The sequence below is a fragment of the Chitinophaga cymbidii genome (assembly GCF_007992715.1).
GTDB classification, from domain to species: Bacteria; Bacteroidota; Bacteroidia; order Chitinophagales; family Chitinophagaceae; genus Chitinophaga; species Chitinophaga cymbidii.
The window spans coordinates 205,134-227,344 of the sequence record NZ_BKAU01000006.1; the positions used below are offsets into that span (position 1 = coordinate 205,134).

The window sequence follows — 22,211 nt, forward strand, 5'->3', positions numbered from 1 at the left end:
AATGATCAGATGAAGAAAAGAAAGAACAAACCAACATATCACCCGGAAACCCAGGCTATCAGGATTCAATCGGAACGGACTTCTCATATGGAACACAGCGGTCCGTTGTACCTTACTTCCAGCTTCTGTTATGAAGATTCGGAAGCGATGCGCGCCGCGTTTGCCGATGAAACCGATGCTTTTATATACAGCCGTTTCAGCAATCCCACGGTGGACGAGTTCATTCAGCGGATGTGCGCCCTCGAAGGCGCGGAAAGCGGTTTTGCCACCGCCTCCGGCATGAGCGCCGTATTCGGCAGCTTCATGGCGTTCCTGAAAACAGGCGATCACCTGCTGTCTTCCCAGTCGATCTTCGGCTCTACCCACACCGTCATTACGAAGTTCCTGCCGAAATGGGGGATTGAATATACCTATTTCGATATGACGAAGCCGGAGACGATCGAAGCGCTGATCAAACCCAATACAAAGATGATCTTCGTGGAAACGCCTTCCAATCCCGGTCTGGACGTGATAGACCTGGCCGCGCTGGCGAAGATCGCAAAGAAACATAAGGTGATCCTGAATGTTGACAACTGCTTTGCCACACCCGTACTGCAAAAGCCGCTTTCACTGGGCGCCGACCTCGTCACGCATTCCGCTACAAAGTGGATCGACGGACAGGGACGGGTACTCGGCGGCATCGTATTGGGACGCAAGGAACTGGTGGATGAAGTATACGCTTTCTGCCGCAGCACCGGCCCGTCCATGTCGCCATTCAACGCATGGGTGCTGAGCCGCAGCCTGGAAACGCTGCATATCCGGATGGCGCGCCATTCGGAAAGCGCAACGTCCCTCGCAAAAGCGCTGGAAGGCAATCCGCACCTGGAATGGGTAAAATATCCCATGCTGGCCAGCCATCCGCAGCATGAAATAGCAAAGCAGCAGATGACCGGCGGCGGGGGCATCGTGTGCTTCGAGATCAAAGGCGGGCTGGAAAGAGGCCGCCGTTTTCTCGATCAGCTGGAACTGCTGAGCCTCACCGCGAACCTGGGAGACAGCCGCAGCATCGCTTCGCATCCCGCATCCACCACGCATGCAAAGCTGAGTGAGGCGGACAGGCTGAAGAGCGGCATTACGCCCGGCCTGATACGTATATCCGTGGGCCTGGAGCATTTCAGTGATATCATCGCCGATATTGAACAGGCGCTTGAAGCCAGCAAATAGCATATTCGGTGCCGGCTGCGGGGATACATCCTGCCGCCGGCATTAACCTCAATAACCACTACGTTATGCGATTTTTTCTTTCCCTCATACTTACGGTAGCCCTCGCTTATGTACTCGGCATGTTCCTGGACTGGTGGAGTATTGCGCTGGCGGCATTCGCGGCTGCCCTGCTGCTGCCGCAAACACCCGGCAAGGCGTTCTTCAGCGGATTCCTGGGTATTGCGCTGTTGTGGGGCATGATGGCCGGCATTATGGACCTGCGCAACGATCACATCCTCGCCACGCGCATGAGCAAGCTGATCTTACAATCCGCATCGCCTTTCGCGATGGTGATGATCACCGCGGTGCTTGGCGGGATTGTGGGAGCGTTGAGTGCTTTGTCTGCGAGTGTGATAAGAAGAAAGCGCGCCTGATCCTTACTTTATCTACTCTGTTAAAGTTCCTTTAAAACCCACTCTAAGCCATATATCGTGTAAGGCAGGCTGTTATATTTGATATATGGTAAAAATTCTACTTCTTTCCCTTTCCATTGTACTGACCTTACAAACCCGGGCCGGCATTATCAAAGGTCTTATCACTAATAACAAAGGCGAACCGCTGCCTTATGCAACGGTCATGGTCAAAGGCACTACCAACGGCACCACCGCCAATGCCAACGGCGCATACCAGCTGGACTTACCTGCCGGCCGATATACGGTCGTTTGCCAGTACATGGGGTACCGCAAGGCGGAAAAATCCGTGCAGGTGACTGACGGCACGCTAGAGCTGTCATTTTCCATGGAACCGGTGAGCCTGCAGATAAAGGAAGTAGTGGTTACCTCGGGTGGGGAAGATCCCGCCTATGCCATCATCCGCCAGGCCATCCGTAAAAGGAGCTTTTACCAGCGGCAGGTGAAGAACTATACGGCCGACGCCTATATCAAAAGTCTTTTTAAACTGCGCAGCACACCCAAAAAGTTCCTGGGGCAGAAGATCGATAAAGAAGATGTTGGGGTAGACTCCACCGGTAAGGGCATCATCATGTTATCCGAATCCGTTACAAAAATTTCCTATCGCGAACCGGATATGAAACTGGACGTTATCTCGTCCCGGCAAAGCGGTGGCGGGCTCGGATTCAGCATCCCCACCACCATCAGCTTTTATGACAACAACGTAGAAGCTGTCGCATCACAGATGGGCCCAAGAGGATTCATTTCGCCGATCGCGGAGAACGCGCTGGCATATTACCGTTACCGGTTAGAAGGCTCCTTCCTGGAAGATCAGCAGATGGTGAACAAGATCAAGGTGATCCCCCGCCGCAAGTATGAGCCGCTCTTCGCAGGGTACATCTATATCACAGACGGCGACTGGCGCATTCACAGCACAGACCTGATGCTTACCAGCGAATATCAGCTGGAGCTGGCAGATACCCTGATCATCAGGCAAACACATGTGCCGGTGAACAACGAAGTATGGCGCACCAAAGACCAGGTGGTATATGCCGCCGTAAAGAAATTCGGATTTGACCTGGTAGGCAATTTCGTGAACGTGTACTCGAATTATAACCTCGAACCCGTATTCCCCAAAGGATATTTTAATAAAGTAGTGATCAAATACCAGAAAGATGTAAATGAACGCGACTTCAAATACTGGGACAGCATCCGCCCGGTGCCGCTGGAAAAGGAAGAGCAGCGCGACTTCCGGGTGAAAGACTCCACGGCCAAAGCCATGCGCGATTCCAGCCGCTCGCGGTATCATCTTGATTCGCTCCGCGCCAAACCGCAAAAGGTAAAGCTAAAAAACATCCTGCTGAACACCTGGGGCCACACCTGGTACTTCAAACGGGATACCACCATCACCGCACATTCATTTTCCATGCGCTCGCTGATCAGCGCACTTAGCTATAATACCGTGGAAGGAGTGGCGGTAAACCTGCGGCCCTCGCTGAACTTCAGCCTCCCCGGCAACAAGCGGCTAAGCATGAACAACGTGATCCGGTACGGATTCAGCAATACCCACCTGAATGCCTACACGCAGTTTGTATTCGGCAGCAACCAGCGGAACAAGAATGTATGGACGCTCGCCGGCGGCAAACGCATATCGCAATTCAACAAGGAAGAGCCGATCGGACCGCTGACCAATTCGCTGTATACCTTGCTGCTGAAAGAAAACTACATGAAGCTGTACGAAAACTGGTTCGGCAGTCTGGGCTTTCACCGCCAGCTGCCCAACACCATGCGTCTTAGTGTAAGCGCGTTGTATGAGGACCGCATCCCCGTAGAAAATACCACGGACTTCGTGCTGTTCAAAAACGATAAAAAATCATTCCTGCCGAACCACCCGCAGGAGCTGGCCGGGCTGCCGTTTGAAAGGGAAAGGGTGCTGACGGCCAGCGCTTCGGTCAGCTATCAGCCCGGACAAAAATTCATAGAATACCCCAAAAGCAAGGTCGCCATCGGCTCAAAATATCCCACTTTCACATTGATGTATACCAAAGGCTTCCTGGACGCTGATTTTGATAAATGGAAAGTATCCATGCGCGACGATATGAATTTCAAACTGTTCGGGGAACTGAAATACAATCTCTCCGCCGGCGGCTTCCTGAATAACAGGGCCGTCAGCATTCCCGATTTGCAGCATTTCAACGGGAACCAGACATTCTATAATATCAGATATCTCAACAGCTTCCAGCTGGCGCCTTATTATCAATACAGTACCTCCGCGAACCTGTACGCCACCGCCAACGTGGAGCATCACTTCAACGGTCTGCTAACGAACAAGATCCCGCTGTTCAACCGCCTGAAATGGCATCTTGTAGCCGGTTCCAACGCATTCTATGTGAACAGCGATAATCACTATGTGGAAGTATTTGCCGGGCTGGAGAATATCTTCAAGATGATCCGTGTGGACGTGGTGGCAGGGTACCAGAGCCAGTTACCGACACGTGTAGGCGTAAGGGTTGGGTTCGGCGGGATACTTGGCGGAGCATTCAGGGTAGAGTAAAACGCAAAAAAGTAGTAATGAAAGAGGCTGTACGAAATGAAAAATCGTACAGCCTTTCTTTTTTTGCTTGCCGGATATCTTATCCCCGTTTCCTGTAACTTCTTGCTTTCTTGGTATTATTGTCGCCGAAGAAATAAGCACATAAGCGATACGCCCACAAACCGATCACGATCGCAAAGAAGTAATAAACGTAAATATTCATATAGGTCCTGTTTAGGGTTACTGACGATTCTTTCCTCACGGGGTTCCTGTCCTACTGTAACAGCGTATTTTCCAATTCCGTGCCATTTTTTTGATGGTTGTCCACGTGCATGTTGTCTACAAATGCAAATAATCCACTATTTATCCTGATTTTCAATATATTGACGAAGATCATCCCGCTTTCTACTGGTGTGGATAACTATTTTGCGTAACTTTGCGGCGTCAAAGATGACAGAAATTTTGTTTGACCGGCGTTCATCCTTAAAATTTCAACATGGTTTTGCATAACAGGTTGTCTGCCACCGAGCTGAAAGCGCGGTTGGCATCAGAAACATTCAGGCGCGTGACGGTATCCTTCTACCAGTACGCCAAAATAGCAGACCCGCAGCTCTTCCGCGACGAGTTGTACCAGGCACTCTTCCAGATTCAGGTTTTCGGCAGAATTTACGTGGCCCACGAAGGGATCAATGCACAGGTAAGCATTCCGGAGCATCACTTTGAGGCGTTTAAGCAACATCTCTATTCCATTCCGTTTCTCAATGGCATCCGCCTGAACGTTGCGGTGGACGATAACGGCAAATCCTTCTGGGTGCTGAAGATCAAGGTGCGGGAAAAGATCGTGGCGGACGGCATCACCGATCCGGCGTTTGACATGGACAACCGGGGAAAATACCTCAACGCCCGGGAGTTCAATGAGCTGACGGAAGACCCTGACACCGTGATCATTGACATGCGGAATCATTATGAATATGAAGTCGGGCATTTCGACAAAGCGCTGGAAGTGCCGTCAGACACCTTCCGCGAGCAGCTGCCCATGGCGGTTGACATGATGGCATCGCATAAGGACAAGAACATCATCATGTACTGCACCGGCGGCATCCGCTGTGAAAAAGCGTCCGCCTACATGCTGCACAGGGGTTTCAAAAACGTATTCCACCTGGAAGGCGGCATCATCGAATACGCCAACAAAGCAAAGGAGTGGGGCCTCCCCAATAAATTCCGCGGCAAGAACTTCGTGTTCGACGAGCGGCTGGGCGAGCGCATCAGCGAAGAGATCATCAGCCAGTGCCACCAGTGCGGCGAGCCCTGCGACACACATACCAACTGCGCCAACGAAGGCTGTCACCTGTTATTCATCCAGTGCGAAAAATGCGCCGCGAAATACAACGGCTGTTGCAGCGAAGCCTGCACCGAAGTGCTCGCCCTGCCCGAAGAAGAGCAGGCGGAGCTGCGTAAAGGGGTGGATAAGGGGTTGATGCTGTTCAATAAAAGAAAGCGAAGATTAAGAAAGTAGCCGCAAGGAAATTGCCCGCGCCGCAACAGGTAGTTGCTTCGCATCACCGCTTCAGATACCGGTTATTCAATATCTTCTGCATCACCTCCTCCTTCAGGTTCCGGCTGATGGGAATATGATGCCCGCCGATCAGCAGTTCATTCCCTTCAATGCTGTCTATCTTGCCAACCGCTACAATAAAGGATTTGTGCACTTTCACGAACCGGTCCGCGGGCAGGTAATCTTCCACACCCCGGAACGTCAGGTAGGTGATGAATTTCCGCGCCGTGGTGTGTATCGCCACGTAATTCTGCAAGGCTTCCGCATATAACACATCGCTGAAGGTGATCTTTTCCAGCTTGTTGTCACACTTGATGAAGAACCAGTCTGCCGCGGGCGTTTGCCGGAGGTTGAGCTGCGCTTTGGCTTTGAGCACCGCTTTCAGAAAACGTTCGAAGGGAATGGGTTTCAGCAGGTAGTCCAGCACATTCAGCTCAAAGCTTTCCAGCGCATGCTCCGGGTAAGCCGTTGTAAGCACCACCAGCGGCGGCTGCGGGAGGGAGCGGAGGAAAGCCAGCCCCGTCATGCGTGGCATCTGTATGTCCAGGAATAGCAGGTCTATATGCTGTGATTGCAGTATTGTGGCGGCTTTCAGCGCATTGTCGCATTCCCCCGCCAGCTCCAGGAAATCCACATCATTGATATATTCCTTCAACCCTTTGCGGGCCAGCGGTTCATCGTCTACGATCAGGCAACGGATATTCATGATACATCGATGGTTAGGTGAACGGAATAGGTAGCGCCATTCATGGCGATCCGCAGGTCGTGCCTGCCGGGGTACAGCAGCTCCAGCCGCCGTTGCACATTCGCCAGCCCGATGCCGCCGGAGGTGGTGGACGCTTTATCTTCCTTTGTATTGAAAACCGAAAACCGGAACAGCGGCCCTTCTTTTTCCAGATTGATGCCAATGGTATTGGCGTTGTGCGCGGACACATGCTTGAAGGCATTTTCCACAAACGGTATCAGCAGCAACGGCGCGATGGAAAAATCTTTCACCGCTGTGGACGAATGAAAGCTGATGGCATAGTGCTCATCGTGCCGAAGCTGTTGTATCGCCACATAATTTTCCAGGTACTGGATTTCCTTTGCGATGTCGATGCGTTCGGTATTGCAGTCGTACAGCTGGTAGCGGAGCAGTTCCGAGAATTTCATCAGCGTTTCGCGCGCTTCGCGGTTTTCTTTGTGGATGAGAAAGTAGATGGTGTTGAGCGAGTTGAAAAGAGAATGGGGATTGATCTGTGAACGGAGGTATTGCAGCTCCTGTTCCGCGCCCGCCCGCAGTGCGCTTTGCAGGCGGTGCAAAGTCCTCAGCTGGTCGATGTAGAACTTGATACCCGCTGCGGCGCCTACCATGAAGAACAGCGGGATGTACACATCGTAGACCTGTGCCTTGAAAGTAGCGTTCGGCCAGTGCGTGATGCCGGACGCATAGGGTTGCAGGATCAGGTCCAGCAGCCGGATCACGATAAAGCCCGTAATAACCACGAGGGCGGTGAACCCCAGGGCAAAGGCCACGTACCGGCGGGTGTAGAGCAGCTTTGGAATAAGCACGTAGTTGGTAAAGTAAACGGCTCCCGCGAGGGACAGCACTTTCAGCAATCCCGCGAGCACGGTTGGCAGCAGGTCCGGGTAATCGTCTATCCGGAGCGTCATCCATACCACGAAGAAGGCCGCCCAGAACAATACATGATGCAGCCGCCAGCCGATGATCTTTTTGAGGACGTTCATAATGCAAGATAAATTTACGCTATTCCCGGCACTGGTGAATTACATGAAATGCGGGGTTATCTTGACGATCTGCGGCTGCGTAAGGCCGTGGTGCAGCCAGGCGGCCACCAGTGTGAGCGCTTGCGTAAAGTTGTTCAGAACCAGGTGCTCGCCTGTCCGTCTTCTTCGGGTGTTTCCACCGTGGGGGTATCGGGGTTTGTTTCTTCCGGGGTTTCTTCAGGGGCGTGCAGCACGTCTTTACGGATAGCGCCTTCTATCACCGCGCCCTCCCGTATCTCCATCACCATGGCGGTAACGTCGCCTTTGATGTGGGCTTTGTCGCAGATAACCGCTTTATTGGTCACGAACACGTCGCCCTGCACTTTTCCCCACACTACGAGGTCTGCCGCGTACACATGCCCGCGCACCACCGCATCTTTCCCGATGATAATCCGGGCGGCGGACCGCACGTCACCGTTCACACGTCCCTCAATGCGGCCGGAAATGGCAGTTTCAACACTGCCGCTGACCGTCACCTCCCTGGGCAGCACGAAATCGTTCGACATGCCCTGTCCCCTTAAAAAATTGATGATCGACACGGTTATTGTATTGTGGTGGTATGGGTATCGTTTTCGAAAATGGAAATAATGGAGCTGGAATTGCCGAGGTCCAGCCCAACGCTTCTGGCCGCCTTGTTATCGGAAATGCGCAGTGAATTGTACAGGTAGCCGATGCTGATCAGCTTTTCCGGCTCCGGCGCCACTTCCACAGGAATAAAGTCGCGGAACTCTTCAATGAACGCATCCGTCAGTTCCTTGTAATGCGCGCCGCCGCCCATCAGGTAGATCTTTTCGCAGTTCTCGTAGTCCAGGTCGGTAAAATAGCTGCGCATGAGGGGAGAAACCACTTCCCTGTAATATTGCGTGAGCACGGATTTCCGCAGCTCGCGCAGGTCTATCCTTTTGCGGTTGGTGAAGATGGAGCCTTTCATGAAAGCATCGTCTACCTGGTGCTCGTTCTTCATTTCCAGGTAATATTTCTGGCTCAGCTCGCGGGTAAGGTTGTTGATCGCATACTTGATGCCATGGGAGCTGAAGCAGGTACGGTGTACCAGGCCGTCGCCGGTAGCCATGCCGCCTTCCACGGTCCCGAAGCCGAAGCTCACCGCAATGAAGTTGTCCAGGTTCGGGTTGTTCGTTGTCTTTTTCAGGCCGATGATGCCGCCCACGATCTCGGGTATGATCTCGAATTTTTCTATATCGAACATGCCCTTCTTGAAAGAACCGGTATTGTTGAAGGTCTGCGTATCGTAGTCAACCAGGAAGTGCCGTTTGCTGAGGAACTGCTCCGCCGCTGTTTTATAAACGTTATAAGTAGAGAACGGGAAGCCCATGGTAATGGAGATCGGCTGCTGCACTTTGTCCAGCGTATTCAGCAACGCCGCTTTAAAAAGGATCTCGTAATCTTCCTCCTGCGGGGACGCATTGGTGATCCTGCCGGGGTTGATGCCGCCTCTCTTGGCGAGATTGCCCACCAGGTACCATTTTTCATCCTTTTTGATCTTCAAGCCGTTCAGCAGGTCTTTGGAAGAGTTTTCATTGTTGCCGAATGCGGATTCGAACACACTAGGGAATGCAATAGTTGATACCTTCATAAATACACGGTTTGATTGGATAGTGGACGATAAATATATAAAATATTGATAAAGAAGCGAAATCCCGCGTATTATTTTATCGTCAAACAACCGGATTTACTCGTTCCGCAGCACGTTCACCGGGTTGCTTAATGCCGCTTTCAGGCTTTGCAGGCCGATGGTGAGGAGGGACAGCGCCATGAGCAGCAGCGGCGGCGCTATGAAGATGAACAGGTTCAGCCGGATGTGGAAAGCAAAGCCCATCAGCCATTGCCGGGCCACGAAGTAAATAACCGGACTGGCGATCAATGCCGCCAGCACCACCAGTTTGATGAAGTCTTTCGAGAACAGGTAAATGATGCTTTGGGTGGTAGCACCCAGTACCTTCCGGATGCCGATCTCCCGGGTGCGCAGCTTGATGGCGAAGGTGGAGAGGCCGATCAGTCCAAGGCAGGCCACGATAATGGCTAATATCGTAAACAGGCTGAAGATGTCGCCAAACCGCGCGTCCGCCTGGTATTGCCGGTCGAAGTACTCATCCAGGAAGAAGCTCTCGAAGGCATTTCCGGGGAAAATATCCTGGTAGAGGTTGCTGACGTATTGGAGGTTCCGGGAAAGGTCATTTGTGTTGATGTTGATGGAGAAATAGCTCCATTGGCTGTTGCTGCTTTGGTAATAGAGGATGGGATCGTAATGTTCCCGCAAGGAGCGCTGGTGGTAGTTTTTCACCACGCCCACGATCTCGCTCCGGATGTCGCCAAACCAGGATACAAAGAACACTTCCTGCCGGAGGGCGGCTTCATTGCTGGCAAAGCCGAGCGCCTGCACCAGCGCTTCGTTGACCAGTACTTTGGCGCGTTTGCTTTCAAATATATCCTGCTTTTCAGCGTCCGTCAGGTTGCGGCCCGCCACCAGTTCCGCCTTGTAGGCCGGTATAAAATCCTGGTCGATCTCTACCAGGTTGGTAATGAAGTTGTGCGTTTTATCCTGGTTGATCTTTCTCACGCTGTTCCGCGCAAAGATGGTGTTGCCCGGTATTTCGGAAGAAGGTGCCATGTGCGTGATGGCGGCGTTTTTCAGCAGGGCGGCCTTGAAATATTCGGTCTTTGCGTTGAACGTGGAATCCGTAATGGCCGGCGCTTTTACGATCAGCATCTGTTCCTTGCTGTAGCCAAGCTCCTGGTTACGCATATACGAAAGCTGCCGGTAAATGGTAAGCGATCCCGCGATCAGCATAATGGATAACACAAACTGAAAGGCCACCAGTGCTTTTCTGAGCGAAATATTGCCCTTTGCGGCGATCAGTTTTCCCTTCAGCACCAGCACCGGTTTGAAAGAGGAAAGCACGAACGCCGGGTAAGCGCCCACCTGCAACGCTCCCGCGAGGAACACCAGCAGCAGCGCCAGCCAGAATTTCCATTGCTGCCATAAGCCCGAGCCCAGGAATGAACCGCTGATGTCCTTACCCGTCAGCCGGTCGAAATAACCGGCGCTGGCAATAACGATGGCGGCAGCGAGGAACAATGCGATGAAATTGATAATAAGCGATTCAAAGATGAATTGTATGGTAAGCTGTGCGCGTGTGGCGCCTACCGCTTTTCTCAATCCTACTTCCCTGGCCCGTTCCATGGACTTGGCGGTAGAGAGGTTGATGTAGTTGATCCAGGCGATGATCAGTATGAATACGCCCAGGATGGTGAGGAAATAAATGGTTCGTTCGCTGCCGTTCGGCTCCACTTCCCGTTTGTGATCCGATTTCAGGTGGATGTCCGTAACTGGTTGCAGGCTGAAGCGGGTCCTGAAGTTCAGCTCTCTCATTTTCGCGCCGAGGTGTTTCTCCACAAACGCAGGCAGTTTCTTCGCCAGCCCGGCCGTATCTGCGCCCGGCGCCAGCGCTACATAGTTGTAGAACTCCGGCCATCCCCATTCGCCGTACCCGAAGTTCTTGTCTATCGTACTCAGGGAGATCAGCAGGTTGAAATGGATATGTGAGTTTTCCGGGACCTCCCGGAAAACGCCGGTTACCTTTATGGGGAACCCGTTAATGTAAAGCACCTTGTTCAACGGATCTTCATTGCCGAAATACTTTCGGGCCGTTGTTTCCGAAAGCACCGCCGTTCCCGGTTCTTCCAGCGCGGTGGCGGCCGTTCCGGAAACGAAAGGGAAGGAGAACATCGTCAGAAAGGAGCCGTCGGCAAAATAGCTTTTTGCTTCGTTGAACCGTTTGGTTTCGCCTTTGCTGTCAGTGAACGAGAGGGTAGTGGATTTGATGAAAACCCCGGCCGGCGCTAACCGCGCAAACGCCTCCACCTCCGGGAACTCCGCTTTCATAGCGGGACCTACGGCCGGGTGGTTCACCGCATTGGTGCCATTCCCGAAGCTGCCGCCATAGGTGATCAGCACCCGGTACAGCCGGTCGGCATTCGCATGGAATTTATCGTAGCTGGATTCAAAACGGACATACTGAAAGATAAAGAAGCAGGCCGCCATACCGATAGCCAGCCCCAGGATGTTGATCGTTGAATATACCCGGTTCTTCCACAAGGTGCGGAACGCGAGCTTTAAATAGTTTTTTATCATGGCGAACAAAAAGGTCAAAGCAATTTATCAATAAAACTGCCATTCCTGCGGGGCGTTCATTCACAATGAGTTATAAAATAGGATGCTCCGCATCTGTCCGGAAACGGACGATGGCCGTCCGCTTGCGGTATGACAAACACATCACCGCTCCAGATTGTATATATTGCAGCCATATGGCATCAACACCCAAACCCGAAGTATGGCAGCGAGGCCCGGTACCGGGCATTCCCGCCCTGTTGCAACCTGTCGCCCACGCTTTGCTGCAGGCGGAAGAGGAGCTGAACGCAATGATGGCCGGGTATGAAGATACGCAGCTTTGGCAGCGCCCCGCCGGCGTTGCATCCCCCGCTTTTCACCTGCAGCATCTTTCCGGCGTAATAGACCGGATATTCACGTACGCCCGCGGAGAAGCGCTCTCCGAAAACCAGCTCGCGCTATTGCGGCTGGAAGCCGTAGCCCCGCAGGCGGAACTGACTGTGGAAAAGCTGGTAGCCCGCTTTCATGAACAGATCCGCCAGGCCATCACCCAGCTCCGCAATACAGACCCCGCCACGCTCACCGATTTCCACGGCGTAGGCAGAAAGCAGCTGCCTTCCACCGTGATCGGCCTGCTCGTACATGCCGCGGAACACACCATGCGACACATCGGGCAGTTGCATGTAACGGTGAAGGTTATACGGGAAAGCCGGGCAGCAGACGGTGGAGTGGAATTTCCTTAATTTTGAAGGATGGAAACTTTACGGGCGCTGCTCACTACATACGCCTACAACATATTAGGCTCCCTCGAAGAAGCAAAGGATATCGTGCAGGACGCATACCTTCAGTTCATGAAACTGAACGAAGCGGACGTGAAAGATCCCAGGGCCTACCTCGTCCGCACCGTCATCAATCTATCCATCAACCGAAAAGAACGCCAGCAGAAAATGCGTGCAGCCTACCCCGGAGAATGGCTGCCGGAGCCGGTTGCCACCGAAATGCCGGACGCTGCGCTGAACCGGGAGGACGTATTGTCCTATTCCCTGATGGTGCTATTGGAGAAACTGGATGCCCGGCAACGCGCCGTGTTCATTCTGAAAGAGGCGTTTGACTATGAACATACGGAGATCGCGGCGGTGCTCGGCATTACCGTGGAGCATTCCCGAAAGATATTAAGCCGCGCAAAGCAGCAGCTGTCCCCGGAGCACCCCGTGAAAGACCGGCGCATGCAGACGGGAGACCTCCGTAAATACCTCGATGTCATTCGCCAGGCGGACATGCAGCAGCTGGAACAAATGCTGATCGCGGACGTAGTGGTAACGGTGGACGGCGGCGGCAAAGTACCGGCCAGCCAGCAGCCCGTTCATGGCAGGGAATCCGTGATGTCCATGCTGCTCGGCATCTACAAAAAATTCTACACCACGGCGGACGTGGAACTGCGGCAGATCAATCATCAGCCTGCCCTGTTTTTCTCCCGCAACGGCGAGCTCACCAACTGCCAGATCTTTACATTCGAAGAAGACCGCATCACCGCCGTTTACTTCATCCGCAATCCGGATAAGCTCTGCGCGCTTCAGAAAAATGCCGGAAGCTGTCACGTTTAACGCCGCTTGTTTGTCATTATACGACTATGGAAAGGATCACTTACGGGGAATACCCCGACGGCCTGATGCAGGCCATGAGAACGGTACAGGCGTATATCGATAATGCCGGGTTGGACCCGCGGTTACTGGAACTGATGTGTACCAGGGTTTCGCAGATCAACGGCTGCGCTTATTGCCTGGATATGCACTACAAGGATGCGGTAGCGGAAGGAGAGGACCCGCTGCGGCTGATTTCCCTTCCCGCGTGGCGCGAAACTTCCTACTATTCCCCGGTGGAACGTGCCGTGCTGGCCTTTGCGGAGCGCCTCACCCGGATGCCCGAAGAAGATGACGGCGAAGGTTTGCATGACGCGCTGCTGGAACATTTTTCCAAACAGCAGATCGCGGTGATATCCCTCGCGGTCGCGCAGATCAATTCATGGAACCGGCTGATGAAATCGTTTAACCCCGTAGCCGGGAACTACGTAGCAGGCTCAAAGAAGAAGCGCTAGTTCAGCCATTCCAGTATCAGGTCCGTCATTTCAAAGCGCGGAAAATCTCCCGTATTGTTCAGCAGGATGATAGTGTTATCCGCATCTTCCTGGCGGACGAACATGCAGTAAAACCCGAGGTCTGTGCCGGGATGGTAGGTGATCTTGTGACGTTTGGATGCGCCGAACATATATTTGTCGGTCATCCACCCGTACCCATAATCCGCTTCCCAATCCGCATATGCCGCCCTTGGTTGCAGCAGCTCTTCAAACGCCTCCCTCGGTAGCAGGAGGTTGTGATGCAGTGCTTCGTCGAATTTCCGCAGGTCGCCGGTAGTGGATGTAATGCCGCCCGCACCTGCCACGTTGCCGGTATAATAAGCCGGCTCCGGCTTGCCGTAAAGATAGCCGGTGGCGACAGTCCCGCCGTTAGCGCCAATATGCGTAAACGTCATGCCGGCGGGTTGGCATATCCTTTCCTGCAACAGCTTTTCGAAAGAGGTTTGGGTGACCGTTTCCGCCAGCCATGCCAGTACGAGGTAACCTGAATTGCTATACGAAAAACCGGTGCCGGGGGTAAATTCCAGCGAATCGCTGCAAAACCGCGCGGCCAGTTCGGGCAGCGTGAAAGGCTTGCTGAACATCTGCACCACATATGCGGAGTTGGCGGTGTAGTTAGGAATGCCGGAGCGATGGCTTAGCAGCTGGCTGATGGTCACTCCGCCGTGGGCGTATCCCGGCAGGTATGCGCCGATCGTATCTTCCAGCCGGAACTTCCCTTCAGCGGCCAGCTGCCGGATAATGATCGCGGTAAAGGATTTCGACAGCGAGCCGATGCGGTAGACCGTATTGCTGTCCGCCTGCAGCTGTTTGTCTATATCCGCATATCCGTAATTTTTATGCAGGATCACCCTGCCATTGCGCCGCACCAGTGCCATGCCGTTGAACTGGCCATCGCGGTGGTACCAGGCCAGCATGGAGTCCACCCGCAGCGCTGGATCACGGGGAAGTTTGCGGACCATCGCCTGCACCTTGTTGCGGATACTGTATCCTTCGTTCGCCGCCCGGATCTTCCGGACGGCGGCCTCCACATCGAAATCAGGCAGCAAAATGGTGTAATCCCGCCAGAAACCGGCAGCCGTGTCCGCATCCTGCTGCTCTATGAATTTATTCGCACCCAGCACTTCCCCGGCGGCGAAGGAATTTGTTTCCAGTGTATCCACATCCGTTACGATATAGTCCAGCCGCGCATCCGCCTTGAAATTATAATGATTGCGCCGGCTGCGGAAACCGAATACGGTGTTGTTCGTGGCGGTGGACAATACCCATTTCCCGCGTGCTTTCCGGTAGGTCATGCGGTTATCGTCTTTGAGCAGGTCGATGTCGATGTCCAGCAATTTCATCAGCGCCCTTGTGGCCGCGTCGCCATAACGGGCATGGCTGATGCCTTTCGGGCTGAAGCCGTATTCCAGCGATAAGAAGGCATGGCTGGCCGTGCTGATGTATACCGTCCCTTTGTACAGCGCTTTGCGGATGCCGTCCCGCTGATCAAAGGCGATCTTCCAGGCATCTTCGCCCTGGTAGTCCACCACACCTTTCAATACAAATTGGTGATCCCGCAGGCCGCTTTTACTGAATACCGGGCTTTCGCTCATGTTCCGTACAAAATCGTACTTGAACAGATGTTTGGGCCTGGATGCCAGCTCAATGCCATGCGTGGCCCTTTCATCGCTGACCGTGCGCATCTTTTTCAAACGCAGCTGGTTTTTCTTTCCGTTGTAGATGTCGAATACCGCTTCGGACAGCTGGATGTATGCCTGCTCTTTTCGTGTAGCCGTGCGGTAAAATCCGCTTGACACGAACAGGTCAAAATAGTTATCCGGTATATGCCGGATGGCCGCAAGGATAATGTGCACGGGGTCTTCCGCCTGCACGACCACTTCTTTTAAGCTGAGGGCACTGGCTTCCAGCGTACAGTTAATGAAGCGTAACGGAGATATGGGTACGGTGCTGGCATGATAGCCAAGATGTGAAATATGCAGGCTGTCACCGCTGCGCGATGCCGGTATCTTCAACGCAAAAATACCCGCGCTGTTGGTAACGGTGCCGGCGCCTGTTCCGGGGATCGTAATGCTGGCGCCGGATAGCGGTTCATGCATGGTATTGGTAACCTTTCCTTTTACAACGGTCCATTCATCCTGTGCGAGAACAGAGAGGGATAGCATGAGGGAAAACAATATCATAAGCCGGTTTTGAAAGAACGAAAGCTACTTTTTTTAGGAATGCGAAAATAAGCCTGCTGCCGGTTTTAACGCCGATTTAACGCTTGCGCGTAAAGTGGCGGACATGGGTAACTCCTCAAAAAAATATAATTTTAGCCGATGATACATCATAATTTACTTTTAATTCTTGCTTTGTTCTTTGCGATGGCCCTGCTGTATCTGCTGAGCCAGCGCCTCAAGATCTCTTACCCGATCTTCCTGGTGGTAGGGGGATTGGCCATCAGTTTTATTCCGGGTATTCCTCCCATCAGTGTGGACCCGGACCTTGTATTCCTGATCTTTCTGCCGCCGCTGCTTTTTGAAGCGGCCTGGTATACTTCGTGGAACGATTTCTGGAAATGGAAACGTTCCATCATGCTGCTTGGCTTCGGGCTGGTGGTGATCACCTCCGCCGCCATCGCTTATTTTTCCGTGAACATCATTCCCGGTTTTACGCTGGCGCTGGGTTTCCTGCTTGGCGGCATTATTTCCCCGCCCGATGCGGTGGCGGCCACCTCGGTGCTGAAAGGGCTGAGCATGCCAAGGCGCGGGCTGACCATCCTGGAAGGAGAGAGCCTTGTGAACGACGCAGCGTCCCTGACCATTTTCCGTATGGCCATCGCCGTTATCCTCACAGGCCAGTTCGTGTTCCAGAAGGCGGCGACGGACTTCATGGTGCTGGCTGTCATGGGGATATTCGTGGGACTGGTGATCGCGCATATACTGTATTTCGTGCTGCGCTACTGGGCCAAATCCTCCAGCATCACCACACCCATTACCCTCATCGCGCCATACCTCATGTATATCATCGCGGAGCAGTTCGAGTGGTCCGGCGTACTGGCCGTGGTGAGCGGCGGGCTGTTCCTGTCTTTCCGTTCCAGTGATTTTCTCAATTACCACACGCGCATGCAGACCAAGGAAGTCTGGGCCACCGTAGGTTTCCTGCTGAACGGCTTCGTCTTTATACTCATAGGGCTTGAACTTCCGGTGATCGTGGAAGGTTTGAAGGAAGGATATACCATTGAAGAAGCGATCCGTTATGCGCTGATGATCAGCGCCATCGTGATCGTCGCGCGTATCATCCTCGTATACCTGGCATCCTTTGTGCCGAGATGGCTCAGCCGGAAAATCCGCGAAACGGAGAAAAGCCCCGGCCTCAAGCTCCCCTTCATCATCGGCTGGGCCGGCATGCGCGGCGTTGTGTCCCTGGCCTCCGCGCTCGCCATTCCGCTGACGCTGAACAGCGGTGAGGCTTTCCCGCACCGTAACCTCATCCTGTTCATCACCTTCGTGGTGATACTCGTTACGCTCGTATTCCAGGGCCTCACGCTGCCCCTGTTCATTAAACTTTTGAAAGTGGAAGAGGTGGATGATCACCGCGCGGAAGCAGACCAGATCGAAGAAATACGGCTTCAGCTGGCCCGGGAATCGGTGGCGCACCTGGACCAGCACTATGTGCAGGAAATGCAGCAGTACGAAACCATCGCGCGGATCAAGGAGCAAATGCTGCGCAGCATCCGTGCCACCGAAATGGCGCTGGGCGAGCAAACCCGCAAGGAAGACCTCGCATCCGTACGCGGACTGTACCGGGATATCATGCTGGAACTGACGGCGCTGCGCCGCCGCGGGCTGAACAGGCTGCGGTTTGAAAAGAAATATGACGATGAAGTGATCCGGGATATGGAACATAATCTCGACCTCGAAGAAGCAAGGTTAAACAAACAATAAGACGTATAGATACCGTAAAGCGGATATTAAAAGGAGGCTGTCTCATTCATGTGAGACGGCCTCCTTCGCTTTTTCTGGCTCCCTGTAATAGAGATATAAACATGAAGAGCTTTTATTAAATAAAATGTAAAACACAGATAAGCCATACATAACCCATATCTATTTGGGATGGCTTACCTATGAGTCACATATGGCTTACATATGGCTTATATATGGGTTATCTTCTGTGAATGGCTATAGGAGAGGACTTACAGGGATAAAAATAACGCATAAACGAATTGTTAATGTGTAAAGTATTTTCTGTCATTTGATCACCGCCAGTCATCTTCAGGGATGTTATGTCCCCCGTTTAGCCCTGTAATGGTTGGGCGACATGCCCATCAGCTTGTTGAACATTCTCGAAAAATAGTAAGGGTCTTCCATGCCGAGCTTGTATGCGATCTCCTTCACGCGAAGGTCCGTAAAGATCAGGTACTGGCAGGCCTTCTGCACTTTCAGGTGGTTGAAATATTCCATCGGGGAGAAGCCCGTTTTCTTCCGGAAGATGTGGGAATAATGCGATGACGAGAGGTTGACGGAAGACGCGATATTTTCCAGTGACAACATTTGCGAAAGCTGCTGCTGCATGTAGTTGATAGATAGTTCCACAACATCCGTACTGGTCTTTCTTTCCGACAGATTGAATTTATCATCGTAAAGGAAAGTGGACAGAAAATGCCAGAGGCACATGTTGGCATAACAAACATTGTCGTTGCCATAGCCGCGTTCCAGGCTGGCGTAGATGTCTTCAAACAGGTCTATCCGCTTTTGCTGGAATGTGACAGCGCCCTGATGCCCGCTGTGCTGGCGCTGCATAGCTTCCGCGATCGCGGTGGCGGCGGGGCCTTTGAAATGCGTCCAGTAAATGGTCCAGGAATCATTTTCATCTGCCGCATAGCTATGGGAAGCACCGGCGGGGATGACCACAAAAGTATCCGGCTGCATGGCATACTGTTGTTTGCCGACCTGCACCATTCCTTTCCCTTCCCGGCAATAAATGAGAATGTGCTGGTCGATACCATGCAGACGCTGCCGGAAATGATATTTCGCCTTGGGATAATACCCGATGTCCGTCACGAACAAGCCCCCGATAACGGGATTGTCCGTGCAAAAATCCGTGATGATCTTTCGTGGCAGTACAATGGCGCGCTGGCCTTCAAATCCTTCTTTCTTGCGAAGCATATATAAATGTAAGCAATAATAAAAAAATCCATGAAGCAATTTGCCCATACCGGGTCTGGTTCATGTGCTGGAACGCTGACCATAAGATAATCCATTATTTCCATAAAAAACTCTATTGAGCAGGCCCGTTTTAAATTCAATATTTGTACAAATAATTTCCACTCTTTTCCACGATGTAAAAACGATACATATGAAAAAACGCATGCTCATATGGGTTTTCTTCCTATTCCTTTGCGAGTTGTCATTTGCACAGAGCAGTCCCGTTAAAGGCAGGCTTACAGACGCCGCCAAAAGACCGCTCGTCAACGCTACCGTACAGATCAAAGGCACTGGTACGGGCGCTATCACCAACAGCCAGGGAGAATTCACCATTAATGCTCCTGCTGACGCCATCCTGATCCTTTCCTCGATCGGGTACATTTCCAAAGAAATTGCGGTGGGAGGCCGCACTGTTATTAACGAAACGCTGGAAGAGGGCAGCAAACAGCTGGACGATGTGGTCGTGATCGGCTACCAGTCCACTACCCGTAAAAGCGTCACCACTTCCATCGCTTCTGTCGGCGCAAAGGACATTGAGCCTTACAGCACCGGCACCGTTGCCACCGCTATCCAGGGCAAGCTGCCCGGTGTGCAGGTGATGGCGGCGGACGGCTCCGTAGGCTCGCAGCCGCGGATACTGGTGCGCGGCCTCAGCAGCATCACGTCCAATACCAACCCGCTCGTGATCGTGGACGGTATGGAGATCGGCTACAATAATATGAACACCATCAACCCGCTGGACATCCTCAGCATCGACGTATTGAAAGATGCGTCCGCCGCTGCTATCTACGGTGCGCGTTCCGGCCAGGGTGTGATCCTCATCACCACTAAAAAAGGCAGAGGCGCTCCGGTGATCAACTTCCAGGCATCCTATGGTATTACCAAAGTGCCGAAAGTAGATGTTGCCGGCGCGCAGGAATATGCCGGGCTGATGAACAAGATCGCCGAAAATGACGGCGCTGTATTGCCTTTCCCGGATCTGGGCAGTCTTACGAATACCGATTACTGGGATCAGACTTTCGACCAGGGAACGCGGCAGCAATACAATGTGAGCGTTACCGGCGGGAGAGAGGGCCTGTCTGTTTTTGGCAGCATGGGTTATTATACAGAAACATCTTACGCAGGAAAAAGAGGTGGTCAATGGAAAAAGGCAACTGCTCGTCTGAATGTGGACTGGGATGTGAACAAGGTGGTGAAAGTTGGCTTTAACCTTGCACCGCGCTATGAGAATTATCCGTTCGCGCCGCTGAACCTTACCTGGACTGCCTTTGCGATGGACCCAACAGTTTCGCCGCTGCGTACAGAAGAGGAAGTAATGAACTCCCTGCCACCGCTGACAGGTGAATTTGCAGATTTCATGACGGCGTTCAACCCTTATTACAGCATGGTGGGCCGCTCCTTGTTTAATGGGATGGTAGGCCCTGAATACAGCTTGCGTACGAATTTTGACAAACGTGAATACTTCGGCGGCCAGTATGGCACCTACCTGGAAGTGAAGCCGATGAAAGGACTGATATTGAAAACGGTGCTGGACGGTACGGCCAATTTCTCGCACCGCAACACCTACGCGCCGAAATTCTATTATGCTACCAATAACTACAGGGCACGTTCACAGGTGGGATCTTCCACAGACCTGAACAGCCGTCTGAAGATCACCTCTACCGCGGATTATTCAGCCACCATTGCAGAGAACCATTCATTGAATGTACTGGTGGGGCATAGCTACGACAGCTATTCCGTAAAAGGCACGAATGCCGCACGCGAGAATATTCCGTTAGACAATGAAGCTTTCCGTTATATCACCGCGGGTAGCCTCATCACCGGTGGTGGTGGCACCTATCAACCCGGCGCCGGACCTTTCGGCACCATGGTGTCCTTCTTCGGATCACTGCGTTATAACTACAAAGAGAAATATTACCTCACGGGAACCATGCGCGCAGACGCTTCATCTCTCGTGAATCCGCTGTACCGCTGGGGCTACTTCCCCTCCGTTTCCGGTGCATGGGTGGTTTCCGAAGAACCATTCTTCGAAGATCTGAGCAACACGGTAGATTACCTGAAACTGAGAGGCAGCTGGGGACAATCCGGCGGTAACCTTCCCGGTGGTGTAGGCGGCTACCTGTCATATGTTACGCCAACTACTTATGTAGATGCCAACGGTAACGTTATCAATGGTTATACACCCGGTTCTTTCAATAACCCGGAATTGAAATGGGAAGTGCAGCAGGATTATACGGTGGGTGTAGATGCTACTTTGTTTAAGAATAAACTGAACGCCACTTTCGAATATTATGTAAGAAATCCCAACAGCCTGCTGCTGAGCGTAAGAGTTGATCCGGCGCTGGGTTATCCGCAGGGATACATTTCCACACAGTACGCCAACATCGGCAAAATGACGACGAAAGGATGGGATATTGCGCTCGGTTATAAGGACAATATCACCAGCAAGCTGCGCTTCGGTGTTGACATGACATTGAGCCACTTCAAGAGCAAGGTAGATTACCTGTCTACTTCCGATCCGATCATCGGCGGTGAAAACAATGAAGTGATCACTACGTACCGCTCCCGCACCACGGTAGGTCATGCGCCCGGCGCCTGGTGGGGTTACATTGTGGATGGTGTGTTCCAGACAGATGACGAAGCGGCAGCTTACACAAATAAAGATGGACAACGCTTGCAACCTTCCGCTACCGCGGGCGATCTGAAGTTCCGCGACTACAACGGTGACGGCAAGCTGGATAACAATGACCTGTCAGATCTCGGATCACCATATCCCACACTCACCGGCGGTATGACGCTGACGCTCGGTTACGGCAACTTCGATTTCAGAACAGAACTTTATGGTGTTTTCGGCCAGAAAATATTCAACAACTACCGCCGGAACATGATCCCCGGTCCGAATTACAACTTCCTTTCAGGCTTCCAGGACCAGTTCTGGGACGGCCCCGGCAGCACCAATTCATTCCCGATCCTGCGCAAAGCAGACCTGAACGGCAACTTCACAAAAATGTCCACCTTCTTCCTGGAACGCGGCGACTTCCTCCGCTGCAACCTGATGCAGCTCGGTTATACCGTTCCGGCCAGCCTGATCAAAGGCATGAAGAACCTGCGCGTATATGTTTCCGCACAAAACCTGTTCACCATCACCGGCTATTCCGGCCTGAACCCGGACGTGCCCTGGTATAACTCCGTTAGCTATAACGGCTTGGACAACTACCAGATGCTGGTTCCCAGAACTTATATGGTCGGATTGAATCTAGGATTGTAAAAAAA

Annotated in this window: 16 protein-coding genes; 9 read left to right on the plus strand and 7 right to left on the minus strand. The window is 52.6% G+C overall.

The window, feature by feature from the left end; genetic code table 11:
• Positions 1-9: 9 nt before the first annotated feature.
• The 4 genes from CCY01nite_RS23485 to trhO all read left to right on the plus strand — a co-directional run bounded on the left by CCY01nite_RS23485 (position 10) and on the right by trhO (position 5,680).
• Positions 10-1,203, plus strand: a complete 1,194-nt coding sequence (locus CCY01nite_RS23485) for an O-succinylhomoserine sulfhydrylase (protein ID WP_146866887.1) — start codon at positions 10-12, stop codon at positions 1,201-1,203.
• A 65-nt stretch (positions 1,204-1,268) separates the two neighbouring features.
• Positions 1,269-1,616: a hypothetical protein gene (locus tag CCY01nite_RS23490; protein WP_146866889.1), complete on the plus strand. Its 348-nt coding sequence runs from the start codon at positions 1,269-1,271 to the stop codon at positions 1,614-1,616.
• An 85-nt stretch (positions 1,617-1,701) separates the two neighbouring features.
• The gene (locus tag CCY01nite_RS23495; protein ID WP_146866891.1) at positions 1,702-4,185 is read left to right on the plus strand and encodes a DUF5686 and carboxypeptidase regulatory-like domain-containing protein; all 2,484 of its coding nucleotides are present in this window, start codon (positions 1,702-1,704) and stop codon (positions 4,183-4,185) included.
• Positions 4,186-4,660: 475 nt separating this feature from the next.
• Positions 4,661-5,680, plus strand: a complete 1,020-nt coding sequence (gene trhO / locus CCY01nite_RS23500) for an oxygen-dependent tRNA uridine(34) hydroxylase TrhO (protein WP_146866893.1) — start codon at positions 4,661-4,663, stop codon at positions 5,678-5,680.
• Positions 5,681-5,723: 43 nt separating this feature from the next.
• On the opposite strand, the gene CCY01nite_RS23505 is transcribed toward trhO, so the two are convergent.
• From CCY01nite_RS23505 to CCY01nite_RS23525, 5 genes are all read right to left on the minus strand, one after another.
• On the minus strand, positions 5,724-6,425 hold the full coding sequence (locus CCY01nite_RS23505; RefSeq protein WP_146866895.1) for a LytR/AlgR family response regulator transcription factor: 702 nt from the start codon (positions 6,423-6,425) through the stop codon (positions 5,724-5,726).
• Entirely contained in the window at positions 6,422-7,447 is a 1,026-nt protein-coding gene (locus CCY01nite_RS23510; RefSeq protein ID WP_146866897.1) for a sensor histidine kinase, read from the minus strand. The genes CCY01nite_RS23505 and CCY01nite_RS23510 overlap by 4 nt, the downstream gene beginning before the upstream one ends.
• 134 nt (positions 7,448-7,581) lie before the next feature.
• A complete protein-coding gene (locus tag CCY01nite_RS23515) occupies positions 7,582-8,025 on the minus strand; it encodes a bactofilin family protein (protein ID WP_146866899.1) in 444 nt (147 codons plus the stop codon).
• A 2-nt stretch (positions 8,026-8,027) separates the two neighbouring features.
• Positions 8,028-9,080, minus strand: a complete 1,053-nt coding sequence (locus tag CCY01nite_RS23520; RefSeq protein ID WP_146866901.1) for a ParM/StbA family protein — start codon at positions 9,078-9,080, stop codon at positions 8,028-8,030.
• A gap of 96 nt (positions 9,081-9,176) precedes the next feature.
• Complete coding sequence (locus CCY01nite_RS23525; RefSeq protein WP_146866903.1) at positions 9,177-11,639, minus strand: ABC transporter permease; 2,463 nt, start codon at positions 11,637-11,639, stop codon at positions 9,177-9,179.
• A gap of 173 nt (positions 11,640-11,812) precedes the next feature.
• Here CCY01nite_RS23525 and CCY01nite_RS23530 point away from each other — a divergent pair, with 173 nt between their 5' ends.
• Genes CCY01nite_RS23530 through CCY01nite_RS23540 form a run of 3 tightly spaced genes read left to right on the plus strand, consistent with a single transcriptional unit; the run spans position 11,813 to position 13,710 of the window.
• Positions 11,813-12,358 carry a DinB family protein gene (locus CCY01nite_RS23530; protein ID WP_146866905.1) on the plus strand — a complete coding sequence of 182 codons (546 nt, stop codon included), beginning with the start codon at positions 11,813-11,815 and terminating at the stop codon, positions 12,356-12,358.
• A gap of 9 nt (positions 12,359-12,367) precedes the next feature.
• Entirely contained in the window at positions 12,368-13,219 is an 852-nt protein-coding gene (locus tag CCY01nite_RS23535; protein WP_146866907.1) for a sigma-70 family RNA polymerase sigma factor, read from the plus strand.
• 26 nt (positions 13,220-13,245) lie between these two features.
• Complete coding sequence (locus CCY01nite_RS23540; RefSeq protein ID WP_146866909.1) at positions 13,246-13,710, plus strand: carboxymuconolactone decarboxylase family protein; 465 nt, start codon at positions 13,246-13,248, stop codon at positions 13,708-13,710.
• Here the strand turns inward: CCY01nite_RS23540 and CCY01nite_RS23545 are convergent.
• Positions 13,707-15,932, minus strand: a complete 2,226-nt coding sequence (locus CCY01nite_RS23545) for a serine hydrolase (RefSeq protein ID WP_146866911.1) — start codon at positions 15,930-15,932, stop codon at positions 13,707-13,709. The genes CCY01nite_RS23540 and CCY01nite_RS23545 overlap by 4 nt on opposite strands.
• A 138-nt stretch (positions 15,933-16,070) precedes the next feature.
• On the opposite strand from CCY01nite_RS23545, the gene CCY01nite_RS23550 reads away from it, so the two are divergent.
• The gene (locus CCY01nite_RS23550) at positions 16,071-17,678 is read left to right on the plus strand and encodes a Na+/H+ antiporter (RefSeq protein ID WP_146866913.1); all 1,608 of its coding nucleotides are present in this window, start codon (positions 16,071-16,073) and stop codon (positions 17,676-17,678) included.
• A gap of 336 nt (positions 17,679-18,014) precedes the next feature.
• Here the strand turns inward: CCY01nite_RS23550 and CCY01nite_RS23555 are convergent, their stop codons facing one another.
• Positions 18,015-18,899: an AraC family transcriptional regulator gene (locus CCY01nite_RS23555; protein ID WP_146866915.1), complete on the minus strand. Its 885-nt coding sequence runs from the start codon at positions 18,897-18,899 to the stop codon at positions 18,015-18,017.
• Positions 18,900-19,089: 190 nt separating this feature from the next.
• Between CCY01nite_RS23555 and CCY01nite_RS23560 the strand changes: the two genes are divergently transcribed.
• Positions 19,090-22,206, plus strand: a complete 3,117-nt coding sequence (locus CCY01nite_RS23560) for a SusC/RagA family TonB-linked outer membrane protein (protein WP_146866917.1) — start codon at positions 19,090-19,092, stop codon at positions 22,204-22,206.
• The last annotated feature ends 5 nt before the right edge of the window (positions 22,207-22,211 follow it).

Bases quoted from the DNA above. Each gene is read 5' to 3' on its own strand.
- CCY01nite_RS23485 (WP_146866887.1), top strand. From the start codon at position 10: ATGAAGAAAAGAAAGAACAAACCAACATATCACCCGGAAACCCAGGCT.
- CCY01nite_RS23490 (WP_146866889.1), top strand. From the start codon at position 1,269: ATGCGATTTTTTCTTTCCCTCATACTTACGGTAGCCCTCGCTTATGTA.
- CCY01nite_RS23495 (WP_146866891.1), top strand. From the start codon at position 1,702: ATGGTAAAAATTCTACTTCTTTCCCTTTCCATTGTACTGACCTTACAA.
- trhO (WP_146866893.1), top strand. From the start codon at position 4,661: ATGGTTTTGCATAACAGGTTGTCTGCCACCGAGCTGAAAGCGCGGTTG.
- CCY01nite_RS23505 (WP_146866895.1), bottom strand. From the start codon at position 6,425: ATGAATATCCGTTGCCTGATCGTAGACGATGAACCGCTGGCCCGCAAA.
- CCY01nite_RS23510 (WP_146866897.1), bottom strand. From the start codon at position 7,447: ATGAACGTCCTCAAAAAGATCATCGGCTGGCGGCTGCATCATGTATTG.
- CCY01nite_RS23520 (WP_146866901.1), bottom strand. From the start codon at position 9,080: ATGAAGGTATCAACTATTGCATTCCCTAGTGTGTTCGAATCCGCATTC.
- CCY01nite_RS23525 (WP_146866903.1), bottom strand. From the start codon at position 11,639: ATGATAAAAAACTATTTAAAGCTCGCGTTCCGCACCTTGTGGAAGAAC.
- CCY01nite_RS23530 (WP_146866905.1), top strand. From the start codon at position 11,813: ATGGCATCAACACCCAAACCCGAAGTATGGCAGCGAGGCCCGGTACCG.
- CCY01nite_RS23535 (WP_146866907.1), top strand. From the start codon at position 12,368: ATGGAAACTTTACGGGCGCTGCTCACTACATACGCCTACAACATATTA.
- CCY01nite_RS23540 (WP_146866909.1), top strand. From the start codon at position 13,246: ATGGAAAGGATCACTTACGGGGAATACCCCGACGGCCTGATGCAGGCC.
- CCY01nite_RS23545 (WP_146866911.1), bottom strand. From the start codon at position 15,932: ATGATATTGTTTTCCCTCATGCTATCCCTCTCTGTTCTCGCACAGGAT.
- CCY01nite_RS23550 (WP_146866913.1), top strand. From the start codon at position 16,071: ATGATACATCATAATTTACTTTTAATTCTTGCTTTGTTCTTTGCGATG.
- CCY01nite_RS23555 (WP_146866915.1), bottom strand. From the start codon at position 18,899: ATGCTTCGCAAGAAAGAAGGATTTGAAGGCCAGCGCGCCATTGTACTG.
- CCY01nite_RS23560 (WP_146866917.1), top strand. From the start codon at position 19,090: ATGAAAAAACGCATGCTCATATGGGTTTTCTTCCTATTCCTTTGCGAG.